The 24928-nt window shown below is 65.4% G+C and carries 19 protein-coding genes; 16 read left to right on the forward strand and 3 right to left on the reverse strand.

Annotation, left to right across the window (positions count from 1 at the left end):
- Positions 1–137 precede the first annotated feature (137 nt).
- Together HYU53_04920 and HYU53_04925 are read left to right on the forward strand one after the other, a co-directional pair.
- Complete coding sequence (locus HYU53_04920) at positions 138–1658, forward strand: cytidine deaminase (GenBank protein ID MBI2220529.1); 1521 nt, start codon at positions 138–140, stop codon at positions 1656–1658.
- A gap of 249 nt (positions 1659–1907) precedes the next feature.
- On the forward strand, positions 1908–2483 hold the full coding sequence (locus tag HYU53_04925; protein MBI2220530.1) for a nicotinamide mononucleotide transporter: 576 nt from the start codon (positions 1908–1910) through the stop codon (positions 2481–2483).
- A 14-nt stretch (positions 2484–2497) separates the two neighbouring features.
- Here HYU53_04925 and HYU53_04930 read toward each other — a convergent pair whose 3' ends face one another.
- Positions 2498–3271, reverse strand: coding sequence for a VOC family protein (locus HYU53_04930; protein ID MBI2220531.1), 774 nt, complete (start codon positions 3269–3271; stop codon positions 2498–2500).
- Positions 3272–3501: 230 nt separating this feature from the next.
- On the opposite strand from HYU53_04930, the gene HYU53_04935 reads away from it, so the two are divergent.
- From HYU53_04935 to HYU53_04990, 12 genes are all read left to right on the forward strand, one after another.
- Positions 3502–5004, forward strand: a complete 1503-nt coding sequence (locus tag HYU53_04935; GenBank protein MBI2220532.1) for an NYN domain-containing protein — start codon at positions 3502–3504, stop codon at positions 5002–5004.
- Positions 5005–5108: 104 nt separating this feature from the next.
- Positions 5109–5795 carry a TetR/AcrR family transcriptional regulator gene (locus HYU53_04940; protein ID MBI2220533.1) on the forward strand — a complete coding sequence of 229 codons (687 nt, stop codon included), beginning with the start codon at positions 5109–5111 and terminating at the stop codon, positions 5793–5795.
- Positions 5782–6933, forward strand: coding sequence for an efflux RND transporter periplasmic adaptor subunit (locus HYU53_04945; GenBank protein ID MBI2220534.1), 1152 nt, complete (start codon positions 5782–5784; stop codon positions 6931–6933). Before HYU53_04940 ends, HYU53_04945 begins: the two co-directional genes overlap by 14 nt.
- Positions 6934–7038: 105 nt before the next feature.
- Positions 7039–11466, forward strand: coding sequence for an efflux RND transporter permease subunit (locus HYU53_04950; protein MBI2220535.1), 4428 nt, complete (start codon positions 7039–7041; stop codon positions 11464–11466).
- A gap of 234 nt (positions 11467–11700) precedes the next feature.
- Positions 11701–12123 (forward strand): hypothetical protein, encoded by a 423-nt coding sequence (locus HYU53_04955; protein MBI2220536.1) that lies wholly within the window; start codon positions 11701–11703, stop codon positions 12121–12123.
- Entirely contained in the window at positions 12120–12305 is a 186-nt protein-coding gene (locus HYU53_04960) for a hypothetical protein (protein ID MBI2220537.1), read from the forward strand. Before HYU53_04955 ends, HYU53_04960 begins: the two co-directional genes overlap by 4 nt.
- A gap of 125 nt (positions 12306–12430) precedes the next feature.
- Positions 12431–15019, forward strand: a complete 2589-nt coding sequence (locus HYU53_04965; GenBank protein MBI2220538.1) for a hypothetical protein — start codon at positions 12431–12433, stop codon at positions 15017–15019.
- 92 nt (positions 15020–15111) lie between these two features.
- A complete protein-coding gene (locus HYU53_04970) occupies positions 15112–15318 on the forward strand; it encodes a hypothetical protein (protein MBI2220539.1) in 207 nt (68 codons plus the stop codon).
- Complete coding sequence (locus HYU53_04975) at positions 15315–16451, forward strand: VWA domain-containing protein (GenBank protein ID MBI2220540.1); 1137 nt, start codon at positions 15315–15317, stop codon at positions 16449–16451. Before HYU53_04970 ends, HYU53_04975 begins: the two co-directional genes overlap by 4 nt.
- Before the next feature lie 22 nt (positions 16452–16473).
- On the forward strand, positions 16474–17469 hold the full coding sequence (locus HYU53_04980; GenBank protein MBI2220541.1) for a hypothetical protein: 996 nt from the start codon (positions 16474–16476) through the stop codon (positions 17467–17469).
- A 16-nt stretch (positions 17470–17485) separates the two neighbouring features.
- Positions 17486–19186, forward strand: coding sequence for a hypothetical protein (locus HYU53_04985; protein ID MBI2220542.1), 1701 nt, complete (start codon positions 17486–17488; stop codon positions 19184–19186).
- 143 nt (positions 19187–19329) lie between these two features.
- Positions 19330–20238 (forward strand): hypothetical protein, encoded by a 909-nt coding sequence (locus HYU53_04990; GenBank protein MBI2220543.1) that lies wholly within the window; start codon positions 19330–19332, stop codon positions 20236–20238.
- A 342-nt stretch (positions 20239–20580) separates the two neighbouring features.
- On the opposite strand, the gene dinB is transcribed toward HYU53_04990, so the two are convergent.
- The gene (gene dinB / locus HYU53_04995) at positions 20581–21642 is read right to left on the reverse strand and encodes a DNA polymerase IV (protein MBI2220544.1); all 1062 of its coding nucleotides are present in this window, start codon (positions 21640–21642) and stop codon (positions 20581–20583) included.
- A 130-nt stretch (positions 21643–21772) separates the two neighbouring features.
- On the opposite strand from dinB, the gene HYU53_05000 reads away from it, so the two are divergent.
- Positions 21773–23347 (forward strand): B12-binding domain-containing radical SAM protein, encoded by a 1575-nt coding sequence (locus HYU53_05000; protein MBI2220545.1) that lies wholly within the window; start codon positions 21773–21775, stop codon positions 23345–23347.
- Here the strand turns inward: HYU53_05000 and HYU53_05005 are convergent.
- Positions 23257–23922, reverse strand: coding sequence for a hypothetical protein (locus tag HYU53_05005; protein MBI2220546.1), 666 nt, complete (start codon positions 23920–23922; stop codon positions 23257–23259). The genes HYU53_05000 and HYU53_05005 overlap by 91 nt on opposite strands.
- On the opposite strand from HYU53_05005, the gene HYU53_05010 reads away from it, so the two are divergent.
- A complete protein-coding gene (locus HYU53_05010; GenBank protein MBI2220547.1) occupies positions 23915–24730 on the forward strand; it encodes a DUF1684 domain-containing protein in 816 nt (271 codons plus the stop codon). The two genes, HYU53_05005 and HYU53_05010, sit on opposite strands and share 8 nt — an antisense overlap.
- Positions 24731–24928: the final 198 nt, after the last annotated feature.

The raw sequence follows: 24928 nt of genomic DNA on the forward strand, positions 1-24928 counted from the left end.
TCGGGGGACAGCTTCAGCGGAATCTGCTTCCGAACGCCAGGTCGTGGAGCGATGGCAGGCCTCGGCATCGAAGATACTTTAATACATCTTCGGACATCTTCGTCAGCCGAATACCTGTTCAGCTATATATTTCCTCAATGGCGACCGCCCCTATCGTCGAGGCACTCAGTCTTCCACAACCCGAGCTGTTTTTCGGGCTCGTGGCGCCCACTGGCATCGACTTGGAGGCGTTTCAGAACCTCGCGTGTGATCTACTTCAGCAATATTCCTATTCGACTAAGGTGGCTCGCCTCAGCGACTTAGCGAGACGTGCTGCAGTCACGACCGTCGACGACTCCAGCCATTTTTCACGTGTCACCACGTTGCAAAACGCTGGCAACGAACTTCGTCGCAACACGCAACGCGGCGACGTGCTGGCGCTCCATGCCATCTTCCAGATCAGCAATGCTCGCGAGGTCATTGCGAAGGATGCCGGGGCGCACCGGCAGCCTTTGCCGGGCGTCGCGCACGTGTTTAGGAGCCTCAAGCATCCTGAAGAAGTTGAAACGCTTCGACGCGTGTACGGCGCTGGCTTTTTTTTGATTGGAGTGTATGCGTCCGAAGAGGATCGCTACCGTTATCTGCGGCGACGGCTGGGTATGTCGGCTGAAGATGCGCGGCTCGTTCTGCAGCGAGACGAGGATGAACCGAAGGATCCGTTCGGACAGCACACACGAGACACGTTCCGAATGGCCGACGTCTTTGTTAGAGAAGGCGACGAAGAACAACTCGTGCGCTTTTTTGACCTCGTCTTCGGCGCACCGTTCGTTACGCCGACGCTGGACGAATACGCCATGTTCTTCGCCTTCGCGTCAGCGCTACGGTCGGCACAGTACGGCCGACAGGTTGGGGCGGTAGTCGTATCTCGTGAAGGCGAGATCATCGGTGTCGGTGCCAACGATGTCCCGAAGTTTGGCGGCGGGCTCTACTGGCCAGGGCCAAAGGAGAAGGATCGCCGTGACCACAACTACTACCCGGATGGGGCGGACTCCAACGAGAAGGAGATCGCTCGAATAATCGATGACGCCATCGAGCGACTAGCCCCTTTCCTGCAGACGCAGGTCGACAGGGACGCGATTCACGAAGCGTTGGCAGGGTCAAGGCTCGACGATCTTACTGAGTTTGGCCGAGCAGTTCACGCCGAGATGGAGGCTTTGCTGGCGTGCGCCAGAACGGGCGTCAGCGTAAAGGGTGGAACAGTCTACACGACGACTTTCCCGTGTCATAACTGCGCGCGGCACATCGTTGCTTCGGGAATTGCAGAACTGCAGTACGTCGAACCCTACCCAAAAAGCAGAGCACTCCGCCTACACAACGATAGTATTGCGCTGGATCAGCATTCCTACGAAAGTCGCGTCCGCTTCAGACCGTTTCTCGGCGTATCCGCCAGACGGTATTTTGACCTGTTCTCGATGAAGCTCAGCGGAGGGGTTCCCCTGATCCGCAAGAAGCATGGGCGTGCGGTTGAATGGACGCGGGAGACGGCCAACCCTCGAGTTCGACTATCGCATTGGTCGTACATTCAAAGAGAAGTCGAAGCCGCCGGCCAACTAGCTGGCACGATTACGGCTTCACGCAGACACAATCCGGACCCAGGCAGCGAAGAGCACCGTAAGTAGCCGTGCCGTGGGGTCACATTCCACGCCGCGGTGCAAATTCAGGAACGAGTTGGTGGTGCAATTCGAGCAGGTTGGGCCGCGGTCCATCGACGTCACTACGCGCTAGTTCCCATCGAGCGAAACGAACGACACTTGTCGCCTTCACCCCGCGGTGCGGCAGGACAGCGAATCGGCGGTCGTTTCCCGCGCCGAGCGAGTCGAACCGGACGGCGAGGCAAGCCGCCCGAGCGCGTAGGCTAGACTCTCCGGGTGAGCTGGGTCGAGATCCTCGGGTTCGTGACGGGTGCGGCGTCCGTCTGGCTGGCGGTGAAGGAGAACGTCTGGAACTGGCCGATCGCCGCGGCCAACGCGGTGTTCTTCTTCATCCTCTTCTTCGAGCATCGCCTGTACGGCGACATGGCGCTGCAGGTGATCTTCTTCGCGCTTGCCATCCTCGGCTGGTATCGATGGCTGCGAGGCGGCGAGCATCACACGGCCCTCCACGTGTCGCGCATCACCCTGCCGCAGGTCATGGCCGCCCTCCTCGTCACCATCGCGGCGACGGCAGCGACAACCGCCTACCTGCGACGCGTCAATGATGCCGCGCCGTTCCTCGATGCCCTGACGACCGTGCTCAGCCTCGTCGGGCAGTACCTGCTGACGAAGAAGATCATCGAGAACTGGTACGTATGGATCGCGGCCGACGTGCTCTACATCGGCCTGTACATCCAGCGCGGCCTGTACCTGACGAGCGTGCTCTACGTGATCTTCCTGCTGATGTGCGTCGCCGGGGCGGCGGAATGGCAGAAGACGCTTCGGGCCGCGCCCGCCACGCAGGGCCTGTGATCGTGGCGAGGCGCTCAGGCCGCTTGGTTCACGCCGAATACGCCGAAGGTCGCCCCCAGGGGATCGCGGAGCACGGCGGAGCGTCCCACCATCGGGATGTCCATCGGCCGGCCGAGGATTTTCGCGAAGTGCCGCCGCGCCACCTGCACCGTGTCATCCACGTCGGTGACGGCAAAGTACGGCAGCCAGTGCGAGCCGACGCCCCCCCGGCCCGGAGGCGTGCGCAGCAGGCCGGCGGCCAGCTCGTCGCCGCGCAGGAACTCGACGTACTCGCTGAAGCGATGACGCTGAGACGACCAGCCAAACAGCTTCGTGTAGAACGCTTCGGCGGCGCCCACGTCGTTCGAGATCAGCTCGGTCCAGCAGAGGCATCCCGGCTCGTTCAGCCGATGCGCGCCGATCGCCTCCCTGGCCTGCCACGCGTACACGACCGCGCCGGTGGGGTCCTGGATGCCCGTGAACCGCCCGGCGCCGCCGACCTCTCCCGGACCGGCCACTACCGTCCCGCCGAGCGCGACCGCGCGGGCCGCGACCTCATCGACGCTCTCCACCGAAACGTACGAGTTCCAGCGAGGCGTGGGATCGGCCTGCTGCGGAGGTATCCGACTGGCGGCGCTGACGTTCTGCCCCTCGATCTGGAAGAGGGTGTAGCCCTGGCTTCCCTTTCCCCTGGTCGACGCCGACCAGTCGAAAAGGGCCCCGTAAAACCGGGCGGCGGCGGCCGTGTCCGTGGTGGCGAGTTCGGGCCAGCAGAAGACGCCCGGAGGGTGCGCGATCACGGCCGACATGTCCGGGGCAATTCTACGGTACAATAGCGGCTGATTTCGCGCGTTGGCAGCGGCCGTCCCTGACGTCGGCCCCGCTCAGCCAGCAACAAGCGCCGCAATTGCGTCGCGGGAACTTCCAGCGGGAAGACCTCCGGACCCATTCGCTCGCTCCCACCGCGCACAGATAAACACGTCAGCCGCCGGCCATTGGCCGGCGGGATCCGCGCAGATTGGCGCGGCCAGGTACTTTTGTGGTCACACCCGACACCCGTCTGAAGATTGCGGTCTTCATCGACTTCGACAACATCGAAATCGGCGTCAAATCCACCCTCAACACGAACGTCGACATCGGCACCGTGCTCGACGCGCTCAAGGAGCGCGGCGAGGTCGTCTCGAAGACGGCCTACAGCGACTGGAAGCGCGCCGGCGATTACAGCCGCTCGCTCAGCCAGCACGCGATCAAGATGGTGCAGCGCAACCTCACCCCCGGGGGGGACAAGAACGGCGCCGACATCAACCTCGCGCTCGACGCACTCGAGATGGCGTTCACGCACCCCCACATCAACGCGTACGTCATCGTCGGCGGCGACAGCGATTTCATCACGCTCGTCGAGAAGCTGAAGCAGTACGACAAGAAGGTGCTGGTCGTGGGCGGCCGGTCGTTCACGAGCGGCATCATGCAGCGCAACTGCCACGAGTTCATCGCCTACGAGAACCTCATCTCCACCGGCCGTTCCGGGCGGCGGGCGGCCGACCGCGGGCGCGCGCCACGCGCCGCGGCGCACGCCGCGGGCATCGAGCAGGCGATTCCGCTGGTGGAACGCGCGCTCGAAGTGCTCGCCGACCGCGAGGTGTCGCCCCAGCTCGGGCTGCTCAAGAGCACGCTCCTCCAGCTCGATTCGACCTTCTCCGAGCGCAGCTACGGCGCGAGCTCGTTCCGCGACTTCGCGGAAAAGCTCGAAAGCGCCGGGCTCGTCACCCTCAAACACTCGGGGCGCAACATCCTCGTTGAACTGAAGGACGGCGCCGCGGAGCGTCCCGACTCACCGCGAGCCGCGGACACCCAGCGGAGCCCGGAGCCTCGACGCGTTGCGGAGCCGGAACAGGAGACCGTGGGACTGTCCCACCCGTCAGGACAGTCAGCGGCGCCGGCGGCAACAGGCAGCATCGCCGACCTGCGCCGCATCCTGGCGCGCTCGAAGCCGCAGCGGTTCCCGATGTACATCCGCAACATGAAGCAGCTGCTGCGACAGGCCGAGCCCGGCTTCGACGAGCGGCGCTACGGCTTCGCCAATCTCGTGGATCTGCTTCGCGCGCTCGGACGTGACGGCCTGCTGCGCCTGGAGCGCGATCGCCAGGGCGCGCTGCGCGTGTTCCAGGGTCCCGCGTGGCCCCAGGCTTCGGCCGAACGGGAAGACGCGCCCGCCAGCGAGGGTATTGCTGCCCCCGAGGAGCATGGCGTGTTCCTCGAGACGGCTTTGCTGGATGATGCCGCTGCCGATGCCGATGCCGAGGCCGATGCCGAGGCGGATGCCCCTGCACGGCCAGCCGTCGTCGTGGAGGCCGAAGAGGCGGAGGTGCGGAGGCCGGACGCGCGCAAGCGGGCCCGGAAGCCGAAGAGCGCGAACGCACCAGCCGAAGGTCAGGCGGCCAAGTCCAGGAAGAGCCGAAATCCGCGGCCAGCGAAAGCGGCCGGCACGCGCACATCGCGCCGCCGCTCAGCCAAGAAGGGTCCAGAAGTTACTGCCACGTAATAAGTTAGGTCCTGTGGAACTTTCCTGTTTGGCCTGACGTCCAACGCTGTTAGTCTGATGAACAGTGTTCAGTTATTGAGAACTGTTCACCAGAGGTGGCAGCAATGGGAGTCAGGGAACGCCAGGAACGCGAGCGCGAAGAGGTCCGGCAGAAGATCCTGGAGGCGGCGCGCGAGCTTTTCATCGCGGAGGGTTACCGCAGCGTCTCGATCCGCAAGATCGCCGAGAAGATCGAGTACAGCCCCGCAGCGCTTTACAGCTACTTTCCCAGCAAGGACGACCTGTACTTCGCTCTGGCGGAGGAAGGCTTCCGCGCGCTGTTCAACTTTACGAACCTCGAACTCGAGGGCTCGCTCGATTCCATCCGCGCGGGCTTTCTCCGCTACTACCAGTTCTCGCGCCTGCATCCCGAGTACTTCGATCTCATGTTCGTGGACCGCACGGTGCCGCGCATCGGGCGCGACTGGGAGCGGTTCTCGTTCGTGATCCAGATGATCGACGACGTCTGCAAGGCGCTGAGGCGCGCGATCGACGCCGGCGTCTTTCCGCCTGAGACCGACCCCGAAGTCGCGTTCCACATTCTCTGGGCCGCGGTGCATGGGCCCGCCACGGCGGCGCTCTGCCAGCGGCTCGCCCCGGACGAAGATCCCGACGCGCTCGCGCGCGACACGCTCGAAGCCGCGCTCGCCGGCCTGCGCGCCGGCATTCCGACCACGTTCAAACCATCCCAGTGCAACGAACCGACCGCGCTCACTGCGGCCAAGCGGGGAGACGAAGATGTGCCGTCTTGATTCAAGGAGCCGGCGCGCCACGGCCGGCGGGCTCGTCATGGCCGCATTGGCGATGACGGCTGCGGGTTGTGGCGGGGATCGCGCCACGCAGGCGGCCGAAGCCGCCGCGCCGCTGCCGGCCGTGCCGGTGGTGCGCGTCGCGGCGGGGACGGTTGAAACCGCCGTGGAGTTCTCCGGAAGCCTGGCGCCGCAGGCGCGCGTGGACGTCCACGCGAAGCTGGGGGGCACGCTCGACAAGGTGTTCGTGCAGCTTGGCGATCGAATCGCCGAGGGGGCCGTGCTCGCGACGCTCGATCGGCGCGAGATCGACGCGCAGGTCGACGCCGCCGCGGCCGCGGTGAGCGTCGCGCGCGCGGGGCTCGATGCCGCCGACGCCGGACTGACGAACGCCGCGGCGGAAGTGGAACGCGCCCGCAATCTCTTCGAAAAGGGCGCGATGCCGAAGCAGCGCCTCGACGCAGCGGACACCGCGTGGCGCGCGGCGCGGGCGCAGCGCGATCTCGCGAACGCGACGATCGCCCAGGCCGAGGCCGCGCTCCGCCGGGCGCACGAAGTGCAGCGCGATGCCACGCTTCGTGCCCCCGTCTCGGGCGTGATCGTCGAGCGCAACTTCGACGCCGGCACCCTCGTCGGACCGGGCTCGGAGCGTGCCGTCGTGTCGGTCGCCGACATCCGCACGCTGAAGCTTGAAGCCGGCGTGTCCGAGCTCGAGGCCGGGCGCCTGAAGCTCGGTTCGACGGCCACGATCACGCTGCCCGCAAAGCCCGGGGAAACATACCAGGGCACGCTCGCCGCGATTGCGCCCGAGATCGATCCGCGCAACCGGCATTTCCAGGTCGAGATCCGGGTGGACAACCGCGCGCAGCAGCTGCTCGGCGGCATGTATGCCTCCGCACGCATCCCGGTCGCGCGGGCCGACGGGATCGTCGTGCCGCGCGAGGCCATCTTCGACCGGAACGGCGGCCGCGCCGTGTATCGCGTGGAGGGCGACACGGTCAGCGTCGTGACGGTCATCGAGGGACTCAGCGACGGCACGCGCACCCAGATCGTCAGCGGCCTGAAGGCAGGCGAACTCGTGGTGTCCGACGCCAGGCGTGACGTGGCGGGAGGGGCGCGGGTGCGGCCGGTCGCGAAATGAACGGAGGCCAGCGGGCAGAGGCGCGGTACCAGGGCACCGTCACACGCACGTCCGATTCATATGTGGATCTCTAATACTTCCATCAAACGTCCGGTCTTCGCGACGATGTTCATCCTGAGCTTCGTCGTGCTGGGCATCGTGTCGATGACCCGGCTCGGGGTCGATCTGTTTCCCGACGTCAGCTTCCCGTACGTGAATATCGCGACGGTCCATCCCGGCGCGTCCCCCGAGGAAGTCGAGACCCTCGTCACCAAGCCGATCGAGGACGCGGTAGCGGGCATCGAAGGGGTGAAGCGGGTCGAGTCCAGCTCGAACGAGAGCTTCTCGCGCGTGGGGATTGAGTTCAACCTCGGCGTCGATCCACAGGGAGCCGCCGCGGAGGTTCGCGAAAAAGTATCAGCGGTGCGTTTCCGCCTGCCGAAGGAGGTGGAGGACCCGACGATCTCGCGATTTGACGTGGCGTCGCTGCCGATTGCCACCTACGCGGTGTCGTCGTCACTGCCGGCCGACAAGACGCGGCTGCGGGTGGAAGACGACCTCAAGCCGCTGCTCCAGCAAGTGGAAGGCGTGGCCGGTGTCCAGGTCAACGGCGGTCTGGTCCGCGAGATTCAGGTCAACCTGGACCCGCGCCGGCTCGAAGCGCTGCGGCTCCCGATTTCGGCCGTCGCGGAGGCGCTTGCCGCGGCCAACCTTGATCTGCCCGGTGGAAAGATGACGACCGGTGGCCAGGACGTCGCGCTGCGCACCAAGGGGGAGTTCGCCTCGGTTGCGGAGGTCCGCGAGGTGATCCTGCGCTCGCAGGCCGGCTCCACGGTGCGGCTGAAGGACGTGGCAGCGATCGTCGACGGCTACGAGGATCGCAAATCGACGACGCGCCTGAACGGCGCCGACGCGGTGTCGTTTTCCGTCCGGAAGCAGTCCGGGGGCAACACCGTCGCGATCACCGAGCGGCTGAACGCCGTGCTGGCGAAGCACGCGAGCGCCTTTCCGGATCTGACGATCAGCCCGGTGTACGAGGACGCGCGCTTCATCCGCGCGAATCTCCTGGACGTGCGCACCAACATCGTCTTCGGCGGGCTCATGGCGGTGCTGATCGTGTTCGTGTTCATGCGCGACTGGCGCTCGACGCTGATCACGTCGCTCGCGCTGCCGACTTCCGTCGTCGCCACGTTCTTCTTCATGTGGGTCGCCGGCTTCTCCTTCAACATGATGACGATGATGGCGATCTCGCTCGTCATCGGCATCCTCATCGACGATGCGGTCGTCGTGCGCGAGAACATCTACCGCCACATGGAGCACGGCGAGGACGCGATGACGGCGGCGATGCGAGGCACGTCGGAAATCGGCCTGGCGGTCATGGCGACGACCTTCACGATTCTGGCGGTATTCCTGCCGGTCGGGTTCATGCAGGGCATCGTCGGCCAGTTCTTCAAGTCGTTTGCGCTGACCGTGGCGTTCGCCGTCGCCATGTCTCTGGTCATCGCGTTCACGCTCGACCCGATGCTCTCGTCGCGCTTCGTCCGGTACGTCCCGCCCGAGGAGCGCATGCGCACGCGGCTCGGGCGGCTGCTCGAGGGCTGGGGGCGCGCGTACGACCGGCTCGATCGGCTCTACCACCGCGTGCTGCAGTGGGCGCTCTCGCGCCCGTACCGCGTGCTCGCGGCGGCCGTCGTGGTCTTCGTGGCCAGCCTCTCCACGCTGTTCTTCATGGGCACGGAGTTCATGCCGAAGGAGGACCGGGGGGAGTTCAACCTGATGGTGGACCTGCCCCCCGGCGTCTCGTTTGACGAGGCGGTGAAAGAGGTTGCCGCGCTCGAGCAGATCGTCTCAGAGGAGCCGGAGGCGCGGCAGATCTTCACCACCGTCGGCGTGAACGGCGAGATCCGGCGATCGCAGCTGCGCGTGAGGACCACCGACAAGCACGAGCGCGCGCGATCGCTGGATCAGATCAAGGCGGATCTTCGGCAGAAGCTGCGGGATCGTCCGTTTGTGGGTATCCGCGTGTCCGATCCCCCCATGATGCAGGGGGCGCCGATCGAGCAGCCGATCATGGTGTACGTGCGCGGCAACGACCTGCCGGAGCTGCGCCGGATCAGCAACGAGCTGGCGCGCCGGATCGAGACCGTCGCCGGGGCCGTGGACGTCAACAACAGCCTGGTCGCCGGCCAGCCGGAGATGGTCGCGCGCGTCGATCGCGGCCGCGCGGCCGACATGGGCTTCAGCGTCGGGTCCGTGGCGCTGCAGATGCGCAGCATGGTCGAAGGCATCGTCCCGAGCAAGCTGCGCGACGGTGACCACGAGTTCGACATCCGCGTGCGGCTCGCGCCGGAGTTCAGGAACGAGGTCGGTGCCGTCGGCGCGGCGCCGATTTACTCGCCCACGGGCGCCGTCGTGCGCACGGGGGACCTCGTCCGGATGGAGCCCGCGGTCGGCCCGAGCGGCATCGACCGCGAGCAGCGCGTCCGGCAGGCGAAGATTGGCGTAGACCTGAGGGGGCGGTCGCTCGGCGATGTCACGGCGGACATCCAGGAGGCGATCGACGGGATGAACATCCCGGCGACCTTCCAGGTGGGCTTCATGGGGGACGTGGAACTCATGGAGGAGACAGCGCACGGCATGCTGCTCGCCATGGTGCTCGCCGTCGCGTTCATCTACATCGTGCTCGCGTCGCAGTTCGAGTCGTTCACCGAGCCGCTGATCATCATGCTCTCGCTGCCGCTCGCGGTCGTCGGCGCGCTGCTCCTGCTGCTCGCGACCGGTCAGCACCTCGGCCTTCCCGCCTGGAGCGGCATCGTCATGCTCATGGGGCTCGTGACGAAGAACGCCATTCTCCTCGTGGACCTCACCAACCAGGTGCGGCGGGAGAAGGGCAGGAGCGTGATCGACGCGATTCTCGAGGCCGGGCCGACCCGGCTCCGCCCCATCCTGATGACCACCTCCGCGATGATCCTCGGCATGCTGCCCGGCGCGCTTGGGGTCGGCGAGGGAGGAGAGTTCCGCGCACCGATGGCGCTGGCCACGGTCGGCGGGCTCATCACGTCAACCGGGCTGACGCTCGTGCTCGTCCCCGTGGCGTACATGCTGCTGGACCGCGCGATCGGGCGCATCCGGGCATGGCGCAAGGCGCCCACGCCCGCGGCGGCGGCGGCGATGCGGGTCGCCGGGGTTCTCCTGATCCTCGCGATCCTCGGCGGCGTGTTCGCGGCGGCGAGCGCGTTCGCGCAGGAGAGAGAGCCGGTGAAGGGGACCGGGACCGGCGCCGGCCTGCAGGCAGGCGCCTACACGGGAGGGTACACGCTGACGTTCGACGAGGCGCTGCGGATGGCGCTCGAACGCAACCAGGAGCTGAAGATCGCCGAGCAACGGCTGCGTGAATCCCAGGGGCGCGTGTCCGAGGCAAAGGCTGATTTTCTGCCGACGCTCGACGCGAGCTACCTGTTCACGCCCGCGCAGGCAGGCACGCTGCTTCGGGTGCCGGCGGGCGTGTTCGGGCCGACCGAGCAGAACCTCCGGCTGAAGTTCGTCCGCGAGAACGTGTTTCGCTTCGATCTCACCCAGCCGATCTACACGGGCGGCCGCCTGCAGAACGCGTTTGCCGCATCGGCGTCCCAGGCGGAGTCATCGCGCCAGCAGCTCGAGCGCGCCCGCCAGGGGCTCGCGCTGAGAGTCGTGGAGGCGTACTACGGCGCGATGCTCCAGCGGCAGGGCATTTCGGTCGCCGACGAGGGGGTGCGCCGCGCCGAGAACCACCTCGGCCTCGCGAAGACGCGCTACGAGGCGGGCACGGTGGCCCGGCTGGACGTCCTCCGCGCCGAGGTGGAACTCGCCAACCAGCGGGCGCGGCTGATTCGCGCGCGGAGCAGCGCCGATATCGCCATGCAGGCGCTGCGCGCCGTGCTGTCGCTCGACACGAAGACGCCGCTGGCGCTCACCGGTTCGCTCGACCAGCAGACCGACGGGCCACCCGAAGACGAGCTGCTCGCGCGTCTGCCGGCGCGGGCCGACGTGCAGGCGCTGGCCGCCCAGCGCGAGAGCGCGGGCAGGCTGAAGGCCCTGGCAATGGCGAACCTGAAGCCCACCCTCGCCTTCACGGGGAACCTGCAGTACCAGGAGGACGCCTGGAGCGGCGTGTGGAAAGGGGACAACCGCAGCTACCAGTTCGCGTTCGCGGTGAGCGTGCCCCTGTTCGCGGGGCCGCGCGTGGCCGCGCAGAAAGCGACTGCGGCCGCGCAGGAGAGGCAGGCCCAGCACGGGATCAACGCCACGCTCGACGCCGGACGGCTGGAGGTCACCTCCGCCTACCGGGAGCTGGAGGCGGCGCGCGAGATCGTGGCGACGCAGCTGAAGGCGTTGGATCTCGCGCGCGAAGGGTTGTCGATCGCCGAGGTGTCGTACGAGAACGGCGTCATCACGTCCACCGAGCTCAACGACGCGCGCCACTCGCTTCTCGAGACCGAGTGGGAGCTGATGCAGGCGAAGTACAGCGTCATCGTCGCCTCCGCGAGGACGAAGTTCGCGGCGGGAGTCAGCTAGAAGATTTCACCGCGGAGCACGCAGAAACCGCGGAAGGGAATCAAAGCAACTCGCCGCCGCGCAGCATTTCTTCTTTTCACCGTAAAGTATCTGGTCTAGTCAAGTCACAAGTTAGCTTTGCTTGCTGCCCCGGCGTAGATGGACCATAATCCCCGCCACTTCATTCCACACGACGTGCCGCGCCGTGCATGGCGCTTGGCCAGGTCCGGCGCCGGCGTTTCTATGGAGCCCACGATGCGTCGAACCTGTATTCTGCTTGCGCTTGTGATAGGCCCGCTCCTCACTCGGCCGTGTGCGGCCCAGTCCAGTGGCTCGCAGTGGGCTGCGCAGGCGACGCTCGCACCGCGGTGGACGGTCTCAGATCAGTTCAAAACACTATTTGATGCCGACGACGTCGACATCACTGGCACTGAGTTTCGCATCGGATTAGGACGCGGTCGCAGACTCGGCGGCGATTGGGCGATCGTGTACGTGCGCAAGCGCGTGAACGACGACGCGCGCGCGAGTACCGAGCGATTCGATCGCGTGGCCCACGATATCACCGTGTCTGGCGTCAGCATCGACAAGTTCGCATCGTTCGGTACGATCAAGGAACGCGTTCAGATTGGAATGGTGTTTGGCGGCAGGATCGCGCAAACAGCACAGTCGACACCATGACAGCACGGCAGTTTTTCAGCCCGTTTGGTGCCGAACTGCCGGTGGTTCCGCTGGCGCGTCTCGAGTTGGCGGCCGCAGTTATTCTCGCACCTGCGGCGAAGGTTCGGATCTCCGGCGGGTTCAATTACCCGGGCGTGTCCACCGCCACGATCACCGGAGTAGTCCTGTTCGGAGGGCGCTGAGCATGAGGCTCGTGGGGCTTGCGCTGACTGTCCTCGTACACGCTCCCGGCCTCGCCCTCCCAGCCGCGGGAGCGGTGCCGTTTCAGGGATGGACGACCATGTCCGTGCCTGGAGGCTCAGCGGCCTTGCGCTGCGTCGCACAACTGCCCGCCGATATTCCCAGGGCCGAGTTGCTGATCGCGCTGAGCCGCAGAGTGGCACTCAACACGCTCCCCGAGACGATCCTCGAGGACCTCGCGCAGTACGCCAGGTGGTTGGACGAGTTTGACGAGCGGGCCGCGAAAGCTGATGCGACCAAGGGTGTGTCGCTTCGCGACGTGGCAAATGGGCGCAGGCTGCGTGATCTCCTTGAACATGCCGGGTTCAAGGTGCGCGAAAGGAAGGCGGTCATCACGGTCGAGCCGTCGAGTGACCGTGATGGCCAACGCGCGTTCTTTAGGTCGTGTTTGGGCCTCAAGCCGGCGGCAATCGCCCAGAAACTGAATGCGGGCGAGACTCTTCAGTTGCTGCCGGCCCGTGACGATCTGCCGTCGCCCCTGACACCTGCGGAATGGTCGGCCGTACTCGACCGCGATTCGCGGCAGCACGCTTTCTTGGGCATCATCAGTGATGTTCGGATGCTGCGCCTGTATCAGGGCCTGACGGCGGTTGACACCGAAACCGCACGATACATCGCGGCACGTCCGTCGCTCGCTCATGACCTGGTCGACGGCGATCGTCGGGTATTTGCCGTTTTTGCCTCGTCACTCACCGTGAGGGGACGCTCCGTCGCGGTACCCGGTGGCGTGTCCTGCGAACGGGTCTGGGAACGGATCGTCGGTACCGCGCCGGCAGACGCCGAGCGGTTCATCCGCCGCATCTTCAACGACGATGACGGCCGACTCGCGTATTTCTACTCCGCCGTCGAATCGTTGCCCCCTGTAGACGTCCGCAGGGCTTTTTTCGACCAGACGGGCAAGTCCTCCGAAAAGGCCGCGGAGCGCCTCTACGAGATCTTCCGCCAATCGCCCCCGGCGTGGGACATTCGCCAACGTCCGATTCCTGTCGCATTCGATCCGGCCGCAGCTCTCATCGATCTTGAATGGGGTCGCGATGGTCGTCTCCTCGGTCCGCCCTGGCAGCGCCTGTGGCGCGAGGTGCTCGATCGGAACGACATCCCGGAACGGCCGGAACGCACGGTTCGTGATCTGGATAACGACGGCTTGATCACCACGAGCTGGATCATGGGGATGGTTTTCGCCGATCCGGAGCTTACTCGAGCACGGTTCGATCTGGTCCGCTTCGCCCAGCGCATGTATGCCACGCCCACAAAGCAGCAGGCTGCCGACGTGCTCGTTGGCTTGATCGCGTTTCGGAGATACCCGTCGCTGATGCTCGGATTCGAACGCATGGGACTCCGCGACCCTGGACTGCTCGCGGCCCTCGCGCGCGCTACCGAGCGCCTGGGCGACGGCCAGTCCGAGGAGAGCGCTCTAGCGATTCAGCAATGGCAGGGGATTGTGGCCCTGCTGGAGGCGCTACGGCGAACCGGAGCTTTGGACGTCCAAACCGTCTCGTCGTGGTTGAAGAGCGCAGCGGCAGTGCAACCGTCGGGCAGCGGTGCTTTCGAGGGGCGGCTGGCTCGATGGCTTGACACTACCTTGGTGCCTCGTTTGTCTCGGGAAGCAGCCGCCGGCGAAAGCTTTGAGGCGAACCTGCTTCCATTGCTCGCAGGCCCGGTAGCTGCCGCTGGACAAACCGTTGAATGGGAAGGTCTGGCATACCGCGTCGACATCCAAGGCGCTCAGAGTGCCCGTGCGCTTCGGATCGCGCGGATCCAATTGCGGCCATCGCTCGACGATGTTCTGGCGCTTGCGCGCGGGGCCGAAGCACTCGCGTCGGCGAAAAAGGTTGAGCAGGTGAGGAGAACGGCGGTGGAGCTTCGGGCCAGACTAACGGCATTCAAGGCGCCGCTCCCGGCAGGGACCGGGCCCGCACCGAAGAAACCCCGTAGTGGTGCGGACCATCTGACGAAAGTCCTCAAGGATCTCGACCGCATCAAACGCGACAAGGATGTACGGCGTGCCGAAAGGATTGCACCTGTTCTGAAGTGGCTCTCTGACGTGACACTCGCCGATGTAATACCGGCGCTGTTGTACGCGGGTCGACTCGGCGCCGCCCTAGGTGCACCGGATCAGTATGCCGATCTGTGGAGGCGACACGATTTTGGCTTCGGGCTGAAGACGAGAGGCGTTGTTGCCGTCCCTTGGCGTCCGGCTGAGCTCGAGGCGGACGACGGTCGCGGCGGATTTCTCACGGGGTCCCTTATTGGATTTGACGTCGCGCTCGGCAGGTCGCTGCTGCGGCGACTTGCTGGCGAGAACATCGCGGAACCCGGCGTTGTTCCAGAAGCGGACGTTCTTGCGATGCTGCAGACGGTGGCCTTGTCGGCGTCGAGGAACAGTACACCTGACGGTGCGGATCCCCTGCCTGCACTCGTTGCCGCGGTTCAGCGCGGCCGCGAGCGCTGGCAGCAGATGCGGCGTTCGCAAGAAACCAACCTCTCCGAGGTGGTCGGCGCGCGGCGTGCCGCCATCACGAGGTGGTCGGAGGTACACGAACGCGGCGCCGTTGCCGACCAGATCACGCTCGTCGAACTCCTGACGCGCTGTCGATTCTCGGTATCGCGTCAACCGTCAAGGACGGCTGCTGGTGTACACGCTTTCCCAAACTAGAGAGGTTTCGCTCTTCGGCGGCTGATAGGACGCTTGCAAGGGCGGCGGCAGATCTGTCGATCAGGCTGGCCGAGCTGCTGGTCGAAGTCGGGATGCCCGTCGCGGTGTTCCCCTCGGTACTCGCCGCCGCCATCACGGATGTCCTGGACAGGTTCGCTCCGTTTGTCGAGGATGACTGGGCAGCGCTGGCTCGGCTCGTGCGTGGGGTCGCACGGGATCGCGAGGAGCAATTTCTGTTCGCGCTGGTGTCCACCCGTGAGCTTGCGACCACTCGTGCCGCGACCGCCGGACGAGAATGACCTGGACGACGACGCCCTTGGTTCTGAGCGTAGTGCTCACTGCGCAGAATCCTCCCGTTCCGAGTCTGGAGATCGTGTCTCCGACGCCCACCGATTATGTCGTGGGCGAAACGACGATCTACCTCGATGCCACGCCTGGGAACGACCGAATCGTTTCCATCACGGTTGCCGTTGACGGCGCGCTGGCTTGCCGGCTGACCTCCCCGCCGTACCGGTGTCACACAACTGTCGGTCCGGAACTGAGGCAGCGGACGATCCGTGTCGTGGCGATACTCGCGTCGGGCCGGCGAATCGTGAGAACCATGTCGACAGCTGACGTACCACTGGTTGAAACCTCCGAGGTCAGATCGGTACTCGTGCCGGTGTCGGTCCGGGATTCCCGCGGCCGCTTCGTACCGGGGCTGCAGCGGGAAAACTTCGCGCTTTTCGAGAACGACCGCGCGCAGGCGATTACGTTCTTTGCTCCAGAAGGGTCATCCTGCGAAATCATTCTGGCCGTGGACATCAGCGGCAGCATGGCGGATCAGTTGGGGAAAGTCCAGCAGGCGGTCAAGACGTTCCTCGCTGCTCTGCGGCCAGACGATACTGTGACGCTCGCCGCGTTTAACACGGCATTTTTCACGATCGCGCCGCGCGGCGCCTCAGCGGCGGCGCGGCACCGAGCGATCGATCGCTTGGCGTCCTGGGGTGGTACGGCTCTGTACGACGCGATGTTCTCTGCGTTGGACGTGCTGACGGACCGACAGGGCCGGCGGTCGCTCGTCGTGTTCACGGACGGCGAAGACCGGTCAAGCCAGGCTTCGCCGACGCGGGTCGAACAGCGCCTCCTGGCCGACGATGTCGTTCTCTATGTGGTTGGACACGGATCCGCCGCCGATCTGCCAGCGCTTCGCGACCAGCTGAAGTCAATGGCGGAGGCCAGCGGCGGGAGGGCGATCTTTCTCTCGAGCTTGGACAAGGCTGACGAAGCCTTCCGCGAAGTGATGGAAGATCTCGCGCAGCTGTACACGCTGGGCTTCTCTCCGGATTCCCCTGGCGCTCCCGGAGAGTGGCGAAAGCTCCGTGTCGAGCTCGCGCGGCGTAAGTACCGTGTCCGTTCGCGGGCGGGGTATGTTCTCAAGAGTTCGCGGTAGCAGTATCGGCGCCGCCGTACTCATGATCGCGGTGTGCGCACAGGCATCGCCCCAGCCCACGTTCAGAAGTCGCGTCGTCATCCAGACACTCGATGTAATCGCCGTGGACGATCGCGGCCAACCCGTACGGGATCTTCAGCCATCGGAGCTCCTCGTCGAGGTTTCCGGTCGTCGCCGTCGCGTCACCGCTATCGAACTGCTGGGAGACTCAGCGCCGGGAAGCGACCGCCCGGCTCCGGTGAGTGGGAGACGCGACAGCGTGAGCAATCGAACCGCCATTACGCAGCCCGCGCCGTCGCCGCCCGTCTCTTTGGTCTTCCTGATCGACGACGAATCGTTCGACCCCGGGGAAGGCATGGGCGTTCTCAAGGCCGCCGTCGATTTTGCGGCCGCGGCTCCGAAAGCGAACCAATATGGCGTCGGATATACCTCCACCAATGGCGCCCTCACGTTCGCCTCGGACTTTTCGTCGATCGCGGCACTTGTGACCGCGGCCCTCCGCGGCACAAGGCCGCTCGCGTCCTACGGCGTCGGGCCGATTGTGCGCGAAGGCGCAATCGGAATCGTGGAAGCGATCGAGATCAGTTCGGAACGAAACCGGTTTGCCAAGGACAGCGCGATCGATCGACTGTGTTGGCCGTTCACCGAGAAGCCAAACGAGCACGCGTTATGCGTCGCAGACATCGAGCGGCAGTCCGTTGCCATTATGGCCGCGGCGCGGCAGAAGGCACAGGCTCAGTCGAATGCCGTCCTGAAAGTGCTTACGGCCCTCAGCCGCTGGCCGGGCATCAAGCACCTCGTGCTTGTGAGCGGTGGGATCATCGCGCCAGGCGAACAGATGCCTTGGCGGTCCCTCCAGCGCCAGGGGGCAGCCGCCAGTGTGATCGTTCATGTGCTATACGTTCGACCGAATGCGTCGGACGTAGCCGTGCCGGGCCGCTCGCCAACAGCCGGACGCGACGCGGCTGAAGGCAAGAGCACACTGGCAAATATTGCCGGCGCTTCAGCGCGCATTTGATCGGATAGCTGGTGAGATGCTGGCAGTCTATCGAATCGGTGTTGAGCTCGATCCGGCCGATCTAGAGGCGGACGGCCTCAACGTGAAGATACGCAGCCAGCGCCAAGGCGTCGTCGTCCGGACGCGGAACGTGCTGATTCCGGCCAAGACTCCCAATTCTGCGTCTGCGACATCTCCAGACGAACGATTGACGGCGCTGCTCGGTGGACGCGACATGGATCAGTCGCTGCCGCTTGCGCTGAAAACGTACGTTTCCCGAGATGCCGGCCGCGCAGGATTGCGGCTCCTCATCGCCGTCCAGGCAGATGGGCCCGGCCCCATTCAAACGGCCTACGTACTGTCAGGCGGAAACAGCGACGCCGTGTCCGCGGGAGTCGCGCGCGATCGCCGCGCCCACTCAGGGCAGACGATTACGCGGATGGCAGTATCCGAGGTGCTGCCACCGGGGGAGTACACGCTCCATCTCGCCGCCCTCGATGATCGGGGGCGTGGCGGATCGATCGAACACCGCTTGCTGGCGCGCCTCAACACAGCGGGCACGGTGGTCTTCTCGGATCCGGTGATCGGTACGCCAGAGAGTGTCGATTCTCCGAGAGCCGGCGACGACATCGAGGTGGCCGATACGTTGTCGGTCGCCATCGAGCTATACGCCTCGACATCGCAGTCGTCGCCGAGCGTGAACATACGAGCAGAATTGTTCGCGGAAGGAGCAGCGGCAGTCGCGACGAGCCGGGTGTCAAAAACGGAACTCGCGGCAGGGGCACCGTCACTCGTGAAGCTGGAGCTGCCGGTCGCCACGCTCGCACCGGGAACGTACACCCTCGGAGTGCAGGTGGGTGATGACGCGAACAGGCCCCTCGGCTCGTGGAGGGGATCGGTCCGGCTCAGTCGCGCCACGTCGATGTCCCGTGCCAGAGCGGCAGGAGCCGCGCCCGTCCTGCAGAACGAAGCGGCCTCACAGATCCGCGCCTTCACACTTCGCGACCTCCTTCGCGACCGGCTGGACGGTATTCTCGACAAATTGGCCGCGCGCACCGGTGCGTTGAATAGGGACCGCCAGGCGATTGTCGCATCTTTGCGTCAGGACCAGCCGGTTGCCGCTGACGCATTGCCGTCGCTTACGGCAGGTGGCGCCAGCGAGAACATCCAGAATCATGTCCTTGAATCGTTGGCGCACCTCCTTGCTGGGCAAGTGCCGCAAGGGCACGCTGCCGTGAACCGGCTTGCCAGCCTTGCGCCGGACTTCGGGCCGACGATGTTTCTACTTGGTGTATGCCATGCTGCTTCGGGACGCGACGCGGAGGCCGCAGCCGCGTGGCAGATGGCGACCTTGGCGCCAGACCCAGAACCGGCCACCTATGTCGCTGCCATCGACGCTTGGCTGCGACTCGGACGTCCGAGCTCCGCCGAACCGATCGTGCTGGAGGGGCTCGACCGATGGCCGACGCATAAGGCGCTACTCGACCGGCGGGTGCTGGTTGCAGCACTGCAGGGAAAGCCGGAACTCGTGCGCGAAATCACCAGCCAGCAGAAAGAGTCCTGGTCCGATGCCGCAGTGGTGCTCCGTCTCGCAGCTCTACGCGATCTTGCCGCCGGGAAGGACGAGAGCTCACCGGATCGCCGCGCGTTCGTCGACGAGACGACGAGGTATCTTGCGGGAAACGGAGCGCACAAAGCACGGGTCCAAGACTGGCTGTCAGCCAGGCCGCTGCCGTGACGCCGCTGCGCATGATTGAGCGAAGCCGAAGCCTGCTTCACGACCGGCTTTCATCACGTGCTGCGCGGGGACTCAGATCGCCTTGACCTGATTCCCTATCAGCCGTAGACTGCCCTTCTTCCAACACAGCAAGGAGAACGTGCATGTCTCTTGCGGCCGCTATCGCACTTTGTGTTGGCCTGATCGCCCCCATATCAGACAACCAAACAACCACTCCAAAACCGCAGCCGTCTGGTCGGGCCGCCGTGTCATCGGCGAAGATGACCAACGGTGACGTCATTCAGATGATATCGGCCGGATTGTCGGAACAGGTCATCATGGAGGCGATCCGCCAAGCATCTGCAAAGAACTTCGATCTGACTCCGGCCGGCCTCGTGACGCTGAAAAAGGCAGGGGCATCTGACACGTTGATTCTGTCGATGCAAGCGGGTGACGCCCGCGCCGGGAACGGCGGCTCTGCCGCGGCGGATGCGGCGAGCCCTGCAAGGGTTTCACCGGCGGTGTCTTCCGAGAAGAAGTCTCTTGCAGGTGTGTTGCCCGCGATTCCGGCAGCCGTTCGAACCGAGGACGGCGTCTACTATGCCGAGGATCGTTCGGTGCACCGAATCGAGGCGAAGACGCCTTACCAGACACGAACCGGTAGCACGGCGGTGAGCCGGCTGACATTCGGAATCAAAAAGGCCAGGTTGAACGCGATGCTGCCTGGGTTGAGCGCCGATCTTCAGGTGAGTCAGTCGCCAGGATTCTACGTACACCTTGCCGAAAATGAGTCAGTAGGTGAGTACTATCTCGTTCGTTTCACGGTCAAACAGCAACAGGGACGGCGGGAGCTTGAAGTCGGCTCGGCTGGTTTTGGCAAAGCACAAGCCGGGTTCGCGGAGAAGGACATTTTTCTGGTTGATGCCAAACGCCTCGACAGGGACATCTACTTCGTGACGCCCAAAACGGCGCTGCCCGAAGGGGAGTACTCGCTGTTGGTGGTTCCCCAGGTCACAGGATCAGGTCAGACAGGCCTTACGCCCAGAAAGATCTTTGACTTCGGTGTTCGCTGACGATAAGTCTCAAGTGTGTTGATGATTCGTAGCTGCCAAGCCAAAGGCGGCCTGTTCTTCGGAACGCCTGCGACATCAGCGATGACTGGATCGATGCGATGCACGTATGGGCCGAACGTGCGTGCAGCCTGGTGTCCCCTGGCGGTGGAGTTCTGACGGAACCCTGAAAAACGCCGAACGCGAGCTCTCACCGCTGAACACGCAGAAAACTCCGAGGCTTGTTTTGAAAAAGGAGTTCTGCGGGTTTCGCGGCGGGAGTCAGCTGAAAGAGCGAAGGGGACAGTCACCCTTTTCGTCCGGGTCTCGCGAAAAGGGTGACTGTCCCCTTCAAAACGGCACCCTTCAAAACGGCAGCCAGCCGGCCGCCGCTTCTTCGTCGGTCAGCAGGTTGTGCACGCTGACGCCGAGCAGGCGCACCGGGGTCGTCGCGGCGCCCGTCCTGGAGAGCAGGTCGATTGCGGCAGCGCGGATCAGGGCGGCATCGCGGGTTGGGGCCGGAAACGTCCGGCTTCGCGTGATCGTGGTGAAGTCCGAGTACCGGACTTTGATCGTGACCGTGCGGCAGACGCGGCGCTTTCGTTCGAGCCACTGGATGCACTCGTCTGCCATCTCGCCGAGCGACTCGCGCATCTCGTCGATGTCGGTGAGGTCTTTCGCGTAAGTATTCTCCGTCCCGCAGGACTTCGCCGGGCGGTTCGGCTCGACTTGGCGGTCGTCGCGGCCGTGGGCGAGATCGATGAGACCATCCGCCCAGCTGCCCACGGCTTCCTCGAGGACCCTCGGATCCGCGTTCCGGACGTCCACCAGCCTTTCTATCCCGCGCGCGCGCAACTTCCGCGCGGTCACCGGCCCGACCCCCCAGAGCGCGTCGACCGGGAGCTGCTGCAGAAACGACTCCATCCGCTCCGGCGCGATGACCGTCAGGCCATCCGGCTTCTTCCATCCGGACGCGATCTTCGCGAGGAACTTGTTCGGCGCAACGCCGGCTGACGCGGTGAGCTGCGTGCGCTCGCGGATCGCCTCTTTGATCCGCCTGGCCACGTTCACCCCGAGCGGCTCGTGCCACGCGTTCTCGGTCACGTCGAGATACGCCTCGTCCAGCGACAAGCCCTCGACGAGCGGCGTGACCGATCGAAAGATGTCGAACACCTGGCGGGAGGCAGCGGTGTATTTCGCAAAATCCGGCCGCACGATGACCAGCTCGGGACACAGGCGGGCCGCCTTGGCCATCGACATCGCCGAATGCACACCGAAGGCACGGGCCTCGTAGCTCGCCGCGGCCACGACGCCCCGATGCTCGGGCGATCCCCCGACGACCACCGGCCTGCCGCGCAGCGACGGGTCGTCACGCTGCTCAACAGACGCGTAGAAGGCGTCCATGTCGACGTGAAGGATGCGGCGCATCACAGGGTTCAGGGAGACCATCATGCCACGGTAGAGCTTCTCAAACGGCTTGCTTGACTCGCAGTCGCGACGGGCGCAGCATTCACCCTCATTGACCCTGAACCCTGAAGCCTAAATCCCAGCCCCTGACGTGAGAGCCCTCCTCCTCTCCATGCCCGACTCCTTCGAGCACACGCCCGCGCTGACCATGCGGATGCCGAACGCGGCGTTGACCTCGCTGGCGGGCAACGTGGACGCGCATCACCAGGTTTACGTGGCCGACCTGATTTGCGTGCAGAACCGCGTGGCGGCGACGGTGCGCGAGCTGATGGCGCAACTGCGGCCGGAGGTCGTCGGCCTCTCGATCATGACGTTTCAGCGGCGAACCGCCCTTGGCATCATTCGCATCGCCCGGGACCTGTCGCCATCCGCGCGGGTCGTCGTCGGCGGATACGATGCGAGCCTCGCGCCCGAGGAGTACGAGCGGCCGGAGTCAGGCGTGGATTTCATCGTGCGCGGGGAAGGGGACCTGACGTTCCGCGATCTGTTGCGCGCGCTGGAGAGAGCGGAGCCGTTCGACGGCATCGCGGGGCTGTCATGGCGGCGGCGGGACGGCGAGGTCGTGCGCAACCCTCCGCGCCCGGTGAGCCGGCTCGGCGACGAGATCCGGCCGCCGAACCGCGCCGCGCGCGTGCTGCGCGGGTACACGTTCCTCGGCCGGCACATCGACATCGTGGAGACATCGCGAGGCTGTACGTACGACTGCAGCTTCTGCTCGATTATCGAGATGCGGGGCCGCAACTTCGAAACGTGGGCCTTCGACCGCGTCCTGGCGGACATCGCCGATGCGCAGCGGCACGGCGCGCGCACGATCTTCATCGTCGACGACAACATCACGCTGAACGTGCGCCGCTTCGAGGCGCTGTGCGAGGCGATCATCGCTGCCGGGCTGAATCGCGTGGACTACATCGTGCAGGCGATGACATCGTCCATTGCCGCTCACGGGGAGGCGCTGGCGCCGCTGATGCGCCGCGCGGGGTTCCGCTACGTGTTTCTCGGCATCGAGAACATCGTCGAGCGCGACCTGGCGTTTCTCAAGGCCACGGCGAAGAATACCGCGCGGGCGGGCGGGCGGGCGGCGGGGAACGCCAGCGCGCGGGCGTGCGAGCACATCCGGCGAAACGGCATGTTCGTCGTCGGGGGGCTCATCGTCGGCAACCCCGACGATACGTGCGAATCAATTGAAGCGAACCTCGCGTTCGCGCGCGAGCACGTGGACTGGCCCTACATCCAGCACCCGACGCCGTATCCGGGGACGCCCATGACGAAGGACTTCCGGGAGCACGGCCTCATCGTCAATGAGAATGTGGACGAATACGACGGGACGACCGCGGTGGTGCGCACCAGGCATCTCGCCGCCGAGGACGTGGAGTTCCTGCGGTGGCGCGCCGAGCGATGGATGAAGTCGCGGCATTTTCCGAACGTGCTGCGCCACGATCCCGCGTTCGTGCTGAGGCACGCCAGACGGATGTTCGCTCACACGTTCCGCGGGTGCGGCGTGCGCACGATTCTCGGCCTCGAGGACGAGCGAACGGCGTTCGCACGCTACAAGGCGATCCGCCGGCGCGAGCGGGACTACATGGGGCCGGACGCGCCGAAGGCGACGCGGTGGCGGTCGATCCAGTACGGCCACGGCACGAGCAGCCAGGCGGCAAGCGCGCCGTAGGCGAGCGCGCGCGCGTCCGGCGGCGGAGGACCGAACGCGTTCAGTAGATAGATGACGAGGAGAAACGCGACAAGGCCGAGCAGTGACCATCGGCCCACCGCGTCGCGCGGCCGCGTCGAGCGGACGTAAACGGCCAGGCCTGCGGCGAACAGGGTGCCCTCGACGAGCAGCGTCGCGGGAACGGAGTTCCACAATCCGAGCCCGACATGAGGGCCATCCGGCAGCACGGGCATGTCCGGACCGTGGCTGACGAAGTCGAGCACCCAGTGGCTCATCACGGCTGCAGCGACGACAAGCGCAGCCCGCCCGGCGCGATGCCGCGAGTACCACAGGCCCGCCGCCAGCGCGGCCCAGAGCAGGCCGCCGGGAACGCTATGGGTGATCGGATAGTCATAGAAATCGAGCGGCGTAAACGCCGTGTTCCCCGGATCGATGCGAGCGTGCTCGAGGCCGAGAACGAGGAAGATCGGCCAGAGGAGATCGACCAACGAGACGGCGACAAACAGGGTACCCAGCGAAACACGCGGCGCAATCCGCTTGGCGGCAAGACCCACGGCAACGTGACCTATGAACACACTGCTCATTGTAATGGCGCTGGCGATACAGCCCGCGGTTGACGGGTATGTCGCTGAAATCCAGAAGTGGCGCGCCGGGCGCGAAGCGGCGCTGCGTGCCGACGACGGGTGGTTGAGCGTCGCGGGCTTGTACTGGCTGAAGGAGGGCATCAACACCGCCGGCAGCGCCGCATCGAACGACATCGTGCTGCCCGGCGCCGCGCCGCCGCGGCTCGGCCGCTTCGAGTTGAAGCGGCAGACGGTGACGTTCACGGCCGCGCCGGGCGTGGCCGCGGCCGAGCACGAGGGCCTCGTGCGCTTCGGCCCGCTGACGATGTTCCCCATCAAGCGCGGCGACCGGCATGCCATCAGGCTTCGGGACACGGAGAACGCGCGTCGCCGGGAGTTCAGAGGCCTGCGCTGGTATCCGGTCAAGCCGGAGTACCGGGTCAGGGGCCGGTTCATCCCGCACGACGAACGGCGCGTCGAGATCGCGAACGTGCTGGGGGGCACGTTCGAGATGATCAACCCGGGCCGGATCGAGCTGACAATCGACGGCCATACCGTGCGCCTCGAGGCCCTGTACGAGACCGACGAGAAAGAGGAGTTCTTCCTGATCTTCCGCGACCGTACGAGCGAAACCGAGACCTACCATGCCGGCAGGTACCTGTATGCCGATCTTCCCAAGACGGGGAGCGGCGCGGTCGTCGTGGACTTCAATAGGGCATACAGCCCGCCGTGTGCATTCACCGACTACGCAACCTGCCCCCTGCCGCCGCCGCAAAACCAGCTGCCGTTTCGCATTCCGGCGGGCGAAAAACGGCCGTAACAGGCACAAGGCACAAGAACGAAGCGTCAGGCAACGGGCTCCGGGCATGACATACGAGCCGTGCCTTCTGCCTCGTCCCCCGCCCTCTGGCAGCGCCCTTGCTCGAGGGGCGGGGCGAACGACCTCAGCGGTTGCCTGCTATGGCACGGAACCGCGCAGGTTCGCACTTGCTGGAGACGGGTGTCAGGCCTGATAATG

The sequence above is a fragment of the Acidobacteriota bacterium genome (assembly GCA_016184105.1).
In the GTDB taxonomy this organism is placed as follows: Bacteria; Acidobacteriota; Vicinamibacteria; order Vicinamibacterales; family 2-12-FULL-66-21; genus JACPDI01.